8 protein-coding genes and 1 pseudogene are annotated in these 13,729 nt (G+C 37.4%); 1 reads left to right on the top strand and 8 read right to left on the bottom strand.

Annotated elements, in window-relative coordinates:
* Window positions 1–116: 116 nt before the first annotated feature.
* Window positions 117–377 (top strand): annotated as a pseudogene (locus EPB74_RS13065) (IS3 family transposase); the annotation flags it as partial.
* 70 nt (window positions 378–447) lie between these two features.
* Here the strand turns inward: EPB74_RS13065 and EPB74_RS13060 are convergent.
* From EPB74_RS13060 to EPB74_RS13025, 8 genes are all read right to left on the bottom strand, one after another.
* Entirely contained in the window at window positions 448–927 is a 480-nt protein-coding gene (locus tag EPB74_RS13060; RefSeq protein WP_274904599.1) for an IS630 transposase-related protein, read from the bottom strand.
* A gap of 103 nt (window positions 928–1,030) precedes the next feature.
* The gene (locus EPB74_RS13055) at window positions 1,031–2,497 is read right to left on the bottom strand and encodes a lytic murein transglycosylase (RefSeq protein ID WP_274904598.1); all 1,467 of its coding nucleotides are present in this window, start codon (window positions 2,495–2,497) and stop codon (window positions 1,031–1,033) included.
* A 216-nt stretch (window positions 2,498–2,713) separates the two neighbouring features.
* A complete protein-coding gene (locus tag EPB74_RS13050) occupies window positions 2,714–3,553 on the bottom strand; it encodes a hypothetical protein (protein WP_274904597.1) in 840 nt (279 codons plus the stop codon).
* Window positions 3,554–3,674: 121 nt separating this feature from the next.
* The gene (locus EPB74_RS13045; protein ID WP_274904596.1) at window positions 3,675–4,715 is read right to left on the bottom strand and encodes a tetratricopeptide repeat protein; all 1,041 of its coding nucleotides are present in this window, start codon (window positions 4,713–4,715) and stop codon (window positions 3,675–3,677) included.
* A 102-nt stretch (window positions 4,716–4,817) separates the two neighbouring features.
* The gene (locus EPB74_RS13040; protein ID WP_274904594.1) at window positions 4,818–5,804 is read right to left on the bottom strand and encodes a hypothetical protein; all 987 of its coding nucleotides are present in this window, start codon (window positions 5,802–5,804) and stop codon (window positions 4,818–4,820) included.
* Window positions 5,804–7,300: a hypothetical protein gene (locus EPB74_RS13035; protein ID WP_274904592.1), complete on the bottom strand. Its 1,497-nt coding sequence runs from the start codon at window positions 7,298–7,300 to the stop codon at window positions 5,804–5,806. The genes EPB74_RS13040 and EPB74_RS13035 overlap by 1 nt, the downstream gene beginning before the upstream one ends.
* Window positions 7,300–8,466 carry a hypothetical protein gene (locus EPB74_RS13030; protein ID WP_274904591.1) on the bottom strand — a complete coding sequence of 389 codons (1,167 nt, stop codon included), beginning with the start codon at window positions 8,464–8,466 and terminating at the stop codon, window positions 7,300–7,302. Before EPB74_RS13030 ends, EPB74_RS13035 begins: the two co-directional genes overlap by 1 nt.
* Window positions 8,467–8,476: 10 nt before the next feature.
* Window positions 8,477–13,675 (bottom strand): tubulin-like doman-containing protein, encoded by a 5,199-nt coding sequence (locus EPB74_RS13025; protein ID WP_274904590.1) that lies wholly within the window; start codon window positions 13,673–13,675, stop codon window positions 8,477–8,479.
* Between the last annotated feature and the right edge of the window lie 54 nt (window positions 13,676–13,729).

Raw genomic sequence — 13,729 nt, 5'->3', positions numbered from 1 at the left:
AAGATTGGTTATATCACTACAACCACGAGCGCCCGAATATGGGCAATGGCGGCTTTACGCCAATGCAGAAACTAAACCACGCAGCTTAATTCTATTTGATAAGTGTCTTATGGTTGGGAGGGTTACCCTGTAGTCATGCCTACCACAAGATCATTGAGCAACATGAGTTTAAAGGCTCAATGAGCGCTAAAGACAACTGCTTTGACAATGCGCCTATAGAAAGCTTTTGGGGCATATTAAAGAATGAGCTGGTGTATCATCAGGACTATAAAACTAGGTTGGCAGCCATTAGCGATATCATTGGATATATTGAGTTGTATTATAATCAGACTAGGATTCAAAAGGGCTTGGGCTATAAATCGCCAAGACAGATGTAGTTTGACTTTTATCGTCAGGCTGCGTCACTAAAATATCCCAAGTTTAATTGTACGGATTTGACAGCAGGGGTCAAGGCGTATACCGCATATAAACGATAATGCCATTTATATTGATACCAAATGCCGTGATATCTGAAACTATCTCTGGAATGGTTGTTCGTTGAATGGCATAGAAAAAATCTTCTTTAACCTCAGATAAGACCTTGTAAGTCTCAGGTTGAGTGTTTTTAAAAGGTTCAAAAAAATACTCATGAAAGCTCGTATCTTTAGGTTTAGCATTCTTAAAGTTGATCGAATTAAACTCAATTCTTGTTTCATCTCTATGTGCTCTCTCGTACATGTAATCGTCTGGATATTGCGCAACGTCTTGAAGAAGTGCTTCAATCGGTATTTTACTGAGTGCTTTATCCCGAGATTGTTTGATATTTGGGTTTTTCAGCCAACGCTGTAAGGTAGTTTTACTAATGTCATAGAAAGTACATGCTTGACGAATACTCATGTCTTTGACGCTTTTTATAACTTGCGTTCGAAAGTCTGCTGAGAAAGTCATAATTATTATATCTTTCTCTTTATTTTAAAAATATTGTATCTTATTTATAAAAGACTGACTATATTTACATTAATATTTTATTTATGATTATTTGCTTTAATTATCATTTTCTCTTAATTAAAATTACGACAGCAACGCTAAACAAAATAAACAGGGCAATAATAATAGAAAGTAAGGTTTTATCTCTTATTAAATCGTATAAAGTATGTGTAAATTTGGTTTTAGATACTTCCTTGTTTTCACTCTTTAAGCTATTATTATTCATAGATTCTATATTATTATCTATCTTTGTCTCTACTTTATATACTTCTCTCAGTTCCGCAGAACTGGCCATTAAACGTCGATGTATCTTTTGTCCGGCTTTACCATCTATTTCAATACCTATATCAGCTTGATATTTTTGAATGGCTTTGCGTGTTCTATCTCCAATAATACCATCTACTTCATCCATACTATAATCTAGGAAGTTTAACGACTCTTGAACCTCGCGAGATTCTTTACGATTCAAACCCGGGTCATCAGTAGGCCATGGGGTTGCAAAATTGACATTGGTATCTTGCTGTTTAATACGCTGCGATAAATGGGCGATAGCTAAAGCATAATTTTCTGACGCATTATAAGCATAGAAAGCATCGAAATTACGTCCCACTAAAAATGCTGGTCCCTGTCTACCCGATGGTAAAAACAAACCTACTGAAGATAAAGTATTTGGTAATGGTTTATTATCTGGTAGAGTGATGCCTAGACTCTGCCAATAAGATATAGATTTCTTATTTTTTCTATTATTTGAAAAATTAGTACCTGAAGGTAAACGTACTTCATAGCCCCACGGTTTATCACTTTGATAACCACTATTTTTTAGAAAGTTAGCGGTTGACGCCAATGCATCTGCTTGACTATTTACCAAATCTTTACGATTATCACCATCAAAATCTTGTGCCAACTGCAAAAAAGTAGAAGGCATAAACTGAGTTTGTCCGAAAGCGCCTGCCCATGAGCCTTTAAAGTCTGATTTGACAATATCGCCTTGTTTCAATATCTTCAAAGCACTAACGTACTCTGTACGAAAGTAACTTTGACGACGACCAAAGCAAGATAAAGTAGCCAAAGAGTTAACTACATCTTTTTTGCCTAACTTGGTGCCAAAATCCGACTCTACGCCCCAGACACCTAACACATCATAGCGATTTACCCCATAGTGAGTCTCTATTTTTGCCAATACGTCAGCATAGTCTTCACTAGCAGCAATACCATCAATAACTCGCTCTTCATCCACTAAGCTAGCTAAATAATCCCAAGGCTCTTTAGCGAATTCTGGCTGATAATTTAGTGACTCTAATACGCTAGGATCTACTAAAAAAGGGCGATATTGGATGAAAGTTTCTTTAACACTTGAAAAAGGAGCAGTTTGTACTAGATTATTTAAACAGATTGCAAGTTTTTGGTTATCGCTCTCTAGTTTATCAGTATTTAAGCTGTCTGTATTTACTGCATGCGTAGTGTTTGCTACTGATAGTAGACATATGGATATTAATAAATATGGGATAGTAAATAATGTTGATGAAGGCATTATTAGGTGCTCAGTAGTCATAAAGTCAAAATCAGTATATTATTAGAAAAATAATCATTTTATTCAAAGATGCTTTGAATAAAATATATTTTCACTTGGGTTTAGATTATTCTAGTAAGCTTTAACTATAGATTTAAAAAAACGAGTAATATAAATAGCAAACTCTTTATAGAAACAATATAGTAGTTTCAAAGCAATCGAAACGTAAAAAATCAATTAACTACCACCAAGTATCTTTACTAAAATTGATAAAACACCCAAAATCAATAAAATATAGGCAATTATTTTAAAACTATCTGAGCCCTTTTTACTGCTGTCTGGTACACCAGCATCTTGTGCAATTAATACTGCTTGTGATTCTAAAATTACAGGGTTTGTAGGAGGTGGAACATCATACCGCTGTGGAAATATATCTTCGAGATTAGCTTGTGTTTGTGGTTCTTGAATGGGCTCTGATTGCTCATGAGCAACTTCGTTGTGCGTAACCAACTTCTCTTTACTGATGTCTCTTTTCTTATTTAACATCAAACGCCATTGATTATTTACCTCTGTCTTTATACTCTCACAAAAGTAATCAAAGTTTGTATAATTGACTTTTCCTATATTTAAAGCTATGTCAGAACTACCTGTCATCTCCGGAGCTACCCAAAGTTGAAAAAATACTAAATTATCTTTAATACGATAGTTATTGGTTTCTCCATCGTGAGTCATACGAATAAAAGCATCGATAGGTTCTTTTGAATTATTCTTAAAACATATAAATATTTGTCTAACTTCATCTTTACTTATGTTTCTATTAAACCCTTTATCTAAATCTATTGAATAATGGCTATTGAGCGTAAAACCTTCTACAAGACAATCTTTTCTTACTTTTTTGGTAACTTCATTTCTATCTACTATGTCTAAGGCATAGTTTTCTGAATTAATTCTGCTGAAGTCAAAGTACTTCAATTCAATATCAGCGTCATCCATTAAATGATGCTGGATAAAAATTCCGTATTCAATATCGAGATTATCGACCAATGCTGGTACGTACAATAATAAATTAAATCTCATTAATTCTTAATCCCTAATTAACTTTAACTGCTGCAATATAATTCAATACTATTAAACTTTCAGCTGCAGTCTTTAATATCCAAAATATATACCATCGCTACTTTAAAAACTCTAAAGTATATTAATAATTTAATCGGCTCATAGCTTGAATAGCATCAGACTCGCCCAACTTAGCAGATTCACTATACCAATTAATGGCCTCTTCCATATTTACATCTAATCCATCGCCATTTTCATAGCGTTTTCCTATGGCGTACATTGCTCTCTTATGCCCAAGCTGTGCGGACTGCATTAACAAACTAACCCCCTGTTGTTCATCTTTTTCCATACCACCCGTACCGTTGAGACTATAAGTCGCTATTGCATAAATCGCTGAGGCACTATTGAGCTCAGCTGCCCTTTTATACCACATAGCTGAAGTATCTAAATCTTTTTCAACACCTTCACCGATACTATAAAGATAAGCTAAGTTGGTCATTGCACGTGGGTAATTAGCTTCAGCAGAATGACGATGCCATGTTACTGCGTAGTCTAGATCTGTATCAACACCGAGCCCTTCTCGATATACCCATGCCAATTGGTTCATCGCCCCTGCATGTTCTTGGTCTGAAGCTTGCTCAAGCCAAGATCTAGATTGATCGTAACGTTGTACCTGATAGTAATAAACGCCTAGTAAAAACATTGCATTAACATTTTGGTTATTTGCCAAGGTTTCAAGACTATCAATTGAGCTGACATCAAAACCAAAACTGGCTAACCACTCTTCAAAGATGTCTACATCTCTAGATTGGTTCTTGACGTTAACGATAGTGCTGGCCAGCAAGATTGGTGCAAAAGGGTTTTTGTTATCATCAAGCAAACCTTGATACTTCTCTAGGCGTTCCATATCATTAGGATACTGCGCATCTATTACAGCCAGTTGGTCAACCCATTCAATATTCTGCTCATCAGTTGCTGTATTGACAGCAACCTCGACATCTTCTACTGCCGCTATCTCAGACTCATCTACTTGTTGCTCACCTGGTTCACCAATCTCATATAATCCAGCAGATTCTGTATCATCATAATAAGTATCATTATTGGAATCGAAAGCACCTGAAGCAATCACCATCAACAGAATGCCTGTAAAACTCATTAACGTATACAGAAGGTTTTTATTCATTAGAATTAAGCCATATTACATTGTGTATTATTTTATGCAATCTGCTAGACAGCATACCTATCGCGTCACTACCATATCAATGGACATGTATAGAGTTGAGTTTTAAAAATTTACTGGCTCTACCCTTAAAATCTCACTGTTACTGCATTCAAGGCTATGCCATTTCTGATGCGTCCACATTTTATCCAAGCTTGTTGGTCTTTGTATACAATAGCCGATACTTTGATCACCAGAGCGATTAGTGATACCCAACACCATAGTATGTCTAGGCGGTTTATCATCTACAATCATATTGCTGATTCCTTGCCCACTGGTCCAAAACACAACGTTAAACTCGCCATCTAATTTATTTGCTAATCTTTTTGGCAATCTCGCAATCAGCGTATTTTTACCGTGTACTCTTTGCCAGTCATTAAAGCCTTCTACCAAATCTTCTAAGTCTTGCTTAGAAAACATACCCCATACTGAATCTACATCGCTGCTATCTGATATTTCAATATCAAAGCTGTTTTGGTCAACTTCAGATTCTGTTATAAGCTCTTTAGTTATTTCGAGCTCTTTTGCTGCTATAACCTCTTCAACTTGATGCTGAATTATTTTTAATAAGTGTGATAAATCCTTTGCTTCTAACATTTGATCTTCTAGATCAACATACTTTTGCGAGGGAGTTCTAGGGTATATCTGTATACAGTTTTTACTAAAGTCTCGACTTTCTGCTTTTTCATTTAGTTTACTTAATGGGTATAACGTTTCAAGATATATCTTTTCGTGTTTTGCTGATGCCCATAAATAAATATATGCTAAATCTGGCTTGCGATTTATAAGTGCTTCAACATCGATAAAACCAGATAAAAATAGCGATAGATTATTTTTTATTGGAATATCGATGTCGCTAATAATATCGAATGGTGCTTCTTTACGCACCAAACGCAGCCAAGATTTAGCATAAGCTTCTGCAAAATCAATATTTATAGTTTCAAGGGTCGAACAATCTGAACTCTCTAAAACCAAACTAAATTCAAAGTTATTATCGTCTAAATTTTGTTGAGTCGACAACCGCCATAATACCCACATGTCATCATCTATCATTAGTTTGGGTCACAAGTTAGATTGATGTTGATAGTCCTTGGATACAGGCTTTCAATATGTTGTTTAGACTTATTAGCAAGACTAGATATCAACTGATTATACTGAAAAGTCTTATCGACAAGGTTGCTGCAGTCCGAATCAGAGCTGCAACCATCACGTTCAATAGAGTACTGAGCATAATAATTTGTATTTATGGCGGTGCTATCAGCAGCATATTGTAGCGCGAAACCTTGAGCACTTTTTTGGGTATCTGCCATTCCTGAGCTTACGCCAATACAAGATTTTTGTGCTTCTATAATAGGAATCGATAGGTAATTATCTATTACCTCTACTGGTGCTTTAGGCGTGACACTGTAACCATTTTGCAATGGCAAGTTTAGTCTTAATGTACTGCCTGTTTTGGAGCGAAATAGTGGACCGTCCGGACAAATCTTGTCACGATTGGTTTTTGGATTGGAATAAGGATAAAAGGCAATGCCATTCTTTTCATCCCAGCTAATATCGTAACAGTTCTTTTGCTCTTCACTAAGAGAACTATTAGCTTCAAATGCACTGATATAGGGTTTATGCTCACCCATAGACAAATCAATAATATTTTTTGGACTAATAACTGGTGCAGGCGAGCTAAATGATTCATAACTTTTTGCATCATCCGTCAATAGTCGAAGCTGAGGTAAAAACTCAGCTTGGGCAATAACGCTGTTTGGAAATTGGGTCTGAGCATCAATTAAATTTTGCTGTATTTTTTCGATTTGGGCAGCGTCTGGCGCTTGTTTTGCCAACCAAAAGAAATGTAGATGTTTTTGTGTTTGCTCTAATGTCTTAGGCGCATTATTCACCGTATAATAAGTTCCGACAAATGGCGAACGAAGCGATAAGATACCATTAGATAACGAAGAAGCGGTATTTCCCGCACTCACATAGGCACCAAGAAAGGCATCGTACTGCGTCTCAAAGGTTGTTCTCTCAGCCGGCAACAAGTGCATATCTGAAACAATCGCTACTGAGCGTTGCTGAAGTTCTGGTTGTTCTCTGTAATCCTGAAGAATAATACCAAGTTCAGTGTACTGCCCGCCTAAATCACACTTACCTTGCATCAATTGGTTTTCAAACTTCTCAAAGGGGATATAAGTTGCTTTGTCTGATGCCTTATCCTGCATAAATATCAATATACGATCATTCGTTCTGAGTACAGATTGAATAGCCTGAACCAACTTGGTAATAGGAATAGCTTGTTTAGTAGTATCTAATTCTGCATTAAAATAGCCACACATACTCGCTGAGCCATCGATAATATAATCGATCGCTGCAGCGCTACTATTTGTCTGAGGTAATATGTCCAAATTTAATGGCGGCATAAAATTTGGTTTAGCATTGACTTTCACCGCAGGCGCCTCAGTGGCAACCGCTTCGGGCTCATCACTACAACCTGCAAGCAAACTAACTAATAATGCCGCGCTTAATGTACCAGCATACTTTGATAAGTATATTTGCATTAATTTATCTCCAACGGTTCGCTCGACACTTCTAGTGTACTATTCGTTCGCTGTACTTTGTACCACCCTTTATTAACCCAAACTGTCGATAGCGCATTTGGTTTTTTATAGCAATATGCAAAGCCCTGCCTATCAGGTTTAGTTAGACTAATAACGGAAGCACGCATCGTATTCTGTGCCAATTCAATAGAGTCAACACCATCACTCTGCGTCCATAGCTCAATCGAATACTGCCAATGATCTAGCTTGCGCTGGATCTCTACAGATACTAGATCGCTAATATTCATGTTGCCCCGATTTTTTTGAAACCATGTGGTGATACTATCAGATAGTTGCTTTCTATCTGACGCGTCTAGATCCTCAATCACTAACGGCTCTTCCGTATCCATGAGGGGTAACACTGCGCCAAAGGCTTCGCTACTGATGTTATTTTGCCCATCACGTATATCGAGTTGATTTTTAAGATCAGCTTTTAGTCTCTCATTATCAGCATTAGATTGCTTCAATTTACTAACAACACTACTTTTTTCACCTTTCAACATTTTATACTTTTGGGTTAGCTCTCGATTCTCATCGCCTAATCTACTGATTTTTAAGAATGACAATAACGCTCCACCTAAGATCAAAAGTGTTAATCCACCACCTAACAGGTAGTTAGTATTCTTCCAAAATGGAACTTTTTTAGCAGTTTCTGGTGGTTTTCCAATAGGTTTTTCTTCGGTGTTATCAGGATTAAGTCCACCTATATTATCGAAAGCAGCAGTGCTAGCAGCCGCGTTGTTACTACTATTACTAGTACCATTATTAATAACATTTTTGTCACTAATGTTACTAGCCTCAGTAGTATTTACTGTACTAGCATCTGGTATCTCTATATTAGTAGCAAGCGTATCGGAGTTAGTGTCATTTGATTGTTCTACAGCTTTAGGCTTTATACTCTCGTTATCAAGAACAGTTACTCCTTTAGAGTTTTCTGATGATGGAATATTATCGACTTCCTCTATCGTCATTTTTGCTGGCGACTTAATTATCTCTTTATCATTTATTGGCTCTGCTATCGCTGAAAAGGGCAACAGTGCTACTCCTAGCACAATCGCTAAAGCGAGCTTGGATTTTTTTGACTTTTGCGGCACTACTAGCTCAGTATTACAGATATTTTTTATCATTATTATATTCCTAGTTACCCTGTAACTTCTGATGCATCGCGGAGTTAAAGTTCCAGTGATCGTTACCATTTCCTGAACCTGTCAGATACATAGCATTTACGTCATAAAAATTAAGATTGCCAATTCTATTGTTGATAAATAAATATGCAACCTTCTCGATATCATTATTCCAATATTTTTTAGTGTAAGGGAATAGACTCTCTAATACAGGCAGTAGATTTTCTTTATCTGACAGATTATCGTTAAGACGTGGGATAGTGCCATCCTTATCGTAGTCAACCAATATTGGAATATCTGTCATATTTTTATCAAACATATTAGGCGGATATAACATTTTCGGGTGTTCTAAAACGCTACTAATTTTATTACTATACATCTGGTCAGCGATACCACCAGCGCCATCACGAATCATATGCTCTTTGCTATTCTCACTATAGCTAACATTGAGTGTTATCTCATCACTACCAAAGTAATCGGCAAATACTGTATCCCAAACTGCGTGAGCATAATGACCTTCGTTGATAGCAGGATGCGGATGAGTATCATGGCTAAAATAATCGCTTAGCTTAAAGCCGTTACCTTGTAGTACGATATTCAACTTCTGGTTCTTTAGATGGTCAATAGACTTGAAACCAGCTTGCTGTAGTAGCAATTTTATTTTCACAAAGATATATTCATAAATACTCTCAAAGAACATCTCTGCAACCTTTGAAACTGCACCTGGATCAGTAGGTAACTCATCAACGATACGTATACCGTTACGAATCTGTAGCTTCATAACTGAAGTTAATAAAGTCTCGTAATATTTCTCATTAGTATCTTTTGATTGTATGTTTACTTTATGTTCTAAGAACTTACGAATCGGGCTATCCTTAGGCTTTAGCATTGCACTTAATAAATCATTACCTGCCCATTTAATACTACTAGAGTATTTTAAGCGCTGGATTGCGTCATCATAATCCGTATATGCCAGCTCGATGTCGATGTCCGTTGTACCACCGCCCATATCGATAATTGCATAAGATTCATTAGGATTTATCATCGACATTTGTAATGCAGCTTCAGTTTCAGAAACCTCTATAACATCTGGCTTTTTGATCGTAATACCTGTTTTTACAGCCAACTTGCCTAATACAGTTTTCATATCACGTGCATAAGTATTAGCAAAGGTCGTATTTTCAAACATAAAGGCATCAGGACGAGTAACGTACACATAGTCGATATCTGTCACCCCAGAATGTCTTAAGCGCGCTAACACCCCAATCAACATCTGCTCAATATAAATAGAGCGCAGTCTGCTAGATAAAGGATAATCACTCCCTCCCGTCTCTTGAGGCCACTTAATATTTCCATAAATACGCTGAATATCATTGCTTTCAAGCAAACTGTTAAAGAACTTGATGCGCTCATTATCTGAATTTGACACCCCTAAAAAATCACTACATAAAGGGGTGAAAATAGGGGCATTTAAATTTAAACCATTGATGAGTACTTGACCTTTATCTGCATTCTCTTTCATAGTCTTTAGCTGAACATCGGTCTGATTACTGCCGTCTGGATTGGTACGATTGCTCAAACCAAGTAAGATTTCACTAGGAATGGTATAGCTCACACCTTGCTCTACATCTGCCTGACGCTGTAAATAGTAGGCGCTACGGTTTTTTAACCACTCTTCCTGACCTTTGATATCATCAGTTTCGGAATAGACTAACCACTCCATTCTTGCTTCATTAGCAGTATTGGCAAGATTGAGATTTTCGCGTTTAATCTGACCCTGCTCATTGTATGCCTTAGCCATGCACGTATTAGAAGTACCAAAATCTAAACCAATACACTTTATATGGCTGTTTCCTGATTTTAGATTCTCGTTCAATATAATTGGCTGCGTGGCAATCACTGTATCACCACAAGACAGCTCTATAATGGCAGGTACAAACTCAACTTTTAATGGAATAGCATCAAAACCAAACACTTTAGATTGCTCTAAATCTTGAGAGTATACCGTGACGGTAATCTTTTCTGAGCCTAAAGTAGTATTTAGCTTACTGGCTAAATCCTCATACACGTTACGCTTTTCGATATCTACCGTTATAAAGTAGTAGCTCCAGCCTTCTACTTTAAAGTTTGGCCAGACGCCGACGCCAAAGGCTAAATCATAAGGTGTGATCGCAATGATTGGTTGATTAGCATCGCCCCCATGTGGGAACTCCATCCAACCTAATTCTGGTACATACAATTTGGTATATTGTATTGAACACTCATTATTACTCTCACCATTAAACTTTACTTTAGTATGAACCGCCTCGCCGTTGGGTTTAGACAACTGCTCTATCACTTCAGGTTCAAGCCAGTACTCTTTTTTAACTGGTAAGAATTGTTGGATATTAACCACGTTACCATTGTTATCAGGTAGCTTATCTAACATAACGACCTGTGGGTGTCTAATTAAATAACCACTCGTTTTAACTACAGAGCTTGAAGTGCCGATTTCACTCAGCGTCACGACATTACGGCAGCCCAAGGTTAGCGCAGGATAAATCGGTGCTACGACACTAGGAGGCGCTGGCGGCGGTAAATCGGTCAATATACCGGTTAATGCGGTTAATAGTATATTCTCATTATGATTCTTACTCGCACTAGGGCTGTTCTTTAGTCTAATTTTTAAGACGTTCAACTGCCCGGCAAAAAATTTATCCAGTGAGCTAATATTGTTTTTATCCCCACTGTCTTTTCGTGAAAATAAATCAGCGTATCTATAACGTAGACTTGGAAGTTGCATGTTTTGTAATAGACCTGCAAAGTACTCTTGAGCAGTACTGTTTGCTGCTAAGCACCAGTAATAGCCATTCCATAAAAATAATGGTGTCCGCTCTGAGTCATTGGTCACTATCATACCAAGCTCGCTGTCTGACCAGTTTTGGGTCAATAGCTCGCGCTTGAGCCAACGATGATAAGCATTATTCTCATCTAACGGTATAGCAGTATAAACCACCTCTGTCGAACCGCTGATCAGCAACCAAAACGCGGCTTCAATTACACGCTGAGCATATAGATATAAACCCATTTCTGTACTTTGGAATTTATTAGCAACGATTTTATAATATTCAGTATGGTTACTTTCTATTAACTGTGAGACAGTAATATCATTTTGAATCTGTAGTCGCCATTTTTGTAATAAAAATGACGCCAATATATTAGGAACACCCTGCGCAATACTCTCATCTAACTGAATCGTGTTAATAAGATTGGAAGTGGTTGACGTGGGCGACAATGCATCCAACCAACGCAGTGTCTTAGGGTGTTCTATATCCATAATATCTAAGGCAGCTACATCTCCCGCTAACTGCAAGTTCCAATCCATCGCACCGTAATGGGCAATTTCACCTCTTTGTTGCTGCATTTGTAACTGAACGTGGCTAATGGATTGTGCCGTATCAGACATAGTGCGGAACTCAGAGAATTTCTCCCCAAACTCTTCTGCTGGTTTCACATAATCATTAAGGTTTTTAAAGACTGAGCTAGCAATATTACTTGCTAATTGAGCATACTTACTCGTATCAGTGACGCCTTGCTCTACGATACTATTGATTTTTGCCTGTAGTGTAGTATCAATGCCGCCTTGATCATTGACAACAGTATTCTCTAAGACTTTAAGTGCACATGATTGCCATAATTCATCTTTTTCAAAACCAGTTTGGTCATTTGCACCGACCAGTTGCGACCATAAAGAATTGGCATTATCTGCACTATTTATATTATGGTAGGCTCTAAACGCTGGGATAATACCTGAGGCGTTCTCATTATCATAGTCGTGTTTTGACAGCCACTTTAAGCTGTCTTGATATTGCTTTTGTTCAAAAAGTAAAGCATCCTTTAGATTAGTCGCTACAACTTTTGGTACAAAGGTTACTGACTTTAAGCCGAACCAAGCTTTCTTGCTCTCAAGACTGACGCCAAACCGCTCACTAATTTCGTCTAATAGCTTTTTGACGGTATCGTATTGAGCAGCAGAATCCCCTAGTACAGCATGATTAATCTCGCCTTCAGCATAGCCATTTAACACCTCAATAAAGGCTTGCAAAATTAAGATAGTTAATGCGTTTTTTACCAGCAACATCCAAAGACTAACAAACGTTCTATTCTTTGAAAAATCTTCGAATTGTAAAGCAGCCGAAGTATGTGGATGAAAATGTCCTTTACGTACCTCATGAGACAGCTGACTCATAGGCATATATAGCTCATTTGAAGTAAAATGACGAGCAAAACTATGCTGAACAGCATTCGCTGCCAATAAATTAACCACGTGTGTGTGCTCAGGTTGATCGAAGTCACCTGCACTCGGTCTTTGAATATCTTGCCACATACTGCCAGATTGAATAAAAATAGAGCTGACAGCATTATTACTATTAGATTGCAATTCATACTGGAAGTTTCTGAGCGCAAAGGCAGTATTACGCTTTAATTTACCAACATCAAATGCGCTGCCCGTAGAGCCATCTTCGCCAGGTTTAAGCTGGAACCATGGTAGCGTTGCTACAGTTGCTAAATTAATCGCACGTCCTGAGCTTGAACTATTGATTATCTCGTTAAATGTGCGAGCTAATGTCGGAATAATACCACTACCTGTGCCGCCGAATACTGAGCCCACAATCACAATGTTACAATCCGAGGTATTAATACCTGTCACATCATCGTCAAACAATGATAGAAACTCTTGCTGTAATAGCAATTTATTAACCGTATTAATTTTTCCGCTGCCATCAATTACGCGTCCAAGCTTCTCACCAAAGATGGTTGACCCTACTTTTGGATTAGCGTGCATTCCTTCTGAGACTTTTATATTCAAGTCTTTTTCATAAAAAAAAGCTTTTATTTCTTCATTTGTCTTGCTTTTTTGTGATAATAAAACGTTTTTGACTGTCAAATCACTACTAGAGGATAAGTTCTGGCTATAAGGTCGAATAATATCAAAATTAGCTTCTTTAGTCTTATTTCCAATACCTCTATGACGCAGATACTCATGAAGACTTTGAATGTCTGGTACCAACTGGCTTCTTCTATTGGCAATTTGTTGAGACTGAGCATCGGCGTCAATAATATAGACATGAGGAACATCTATAGATCTGGCATTACCTAATGCTAATACGCGTAAATATGCGTGAATAATATGCTGACCTGAACCACCAACCCCAATAAGTACATTTGACACGACAAGCTCCTGCTAAATTTAGATAATAAAATCTTTTTTATTAGATAAAACAAT

The organism is Psychrobacter sp. DAB_AL62B, assembly GCF_028895345.1.
Lineage (GTDB): Bacteria > Pseudomonadota > Gammaproteobacteria > Pseudomonadales > Moraxellaceae > Psychrobacter.
Note: the sequence above shows the minus strand (reverse complement) of the source record. Positions and strands in the feature narration are given on the sequence as shown.

Bases quoted from the DNA above. Each gene is read 5' to 3' on its own strand.
- EPB74_RS13060 (WP_274904599.1), bottom strand. From the start codon at position 927: ATGACTTTCTCAGCAGACTTTCGAACGCAAGTTATAAAAAGCGTCAAA.
- EPB74_RS13055 (WP_274904598.1), bottom strand. From the start codon at position 2,497: ATGCCTTCATCAACATTATTTACTATCCCATATTTATTAATATCCATA.
- EPB74_RS13050 (WP_274904597.1), bottom strand. From the start codon at position 3,553: ATGAGATTTAATTTATTATTGTACGTACCAGCATTGGTCGATAATCTC.
- EPB74_RS13045 (WP_274904596.1), bottom strand. From the start codon at position 4,715: ATGAATAAAAACCTTCTGTATACGTTAATGAGTTTTACAGGCATTCTG.
- EPB74_RS13040 (WP_274904594.1), bottom strand. From the start codon at position 5,804: ATGATAGATGATGACATGTGGGTATTATGGCGGTTGTCGACTCAACAA.
- EPB74_RS13035 (WP_274904592.1), bottom strand. From the start codon at position 7,300: ATGCAAATATACTTATCAAAGTATGCTGGTACATTAAGCGCGGCATTA.
- EPB74_RS13030 (WP_274904591.1), bottom strand. From the start codon at position 8,466: ATGATAAAAAATATCTGTAATACTGAGCTAGTAGTGCCGCAAAAGTCA.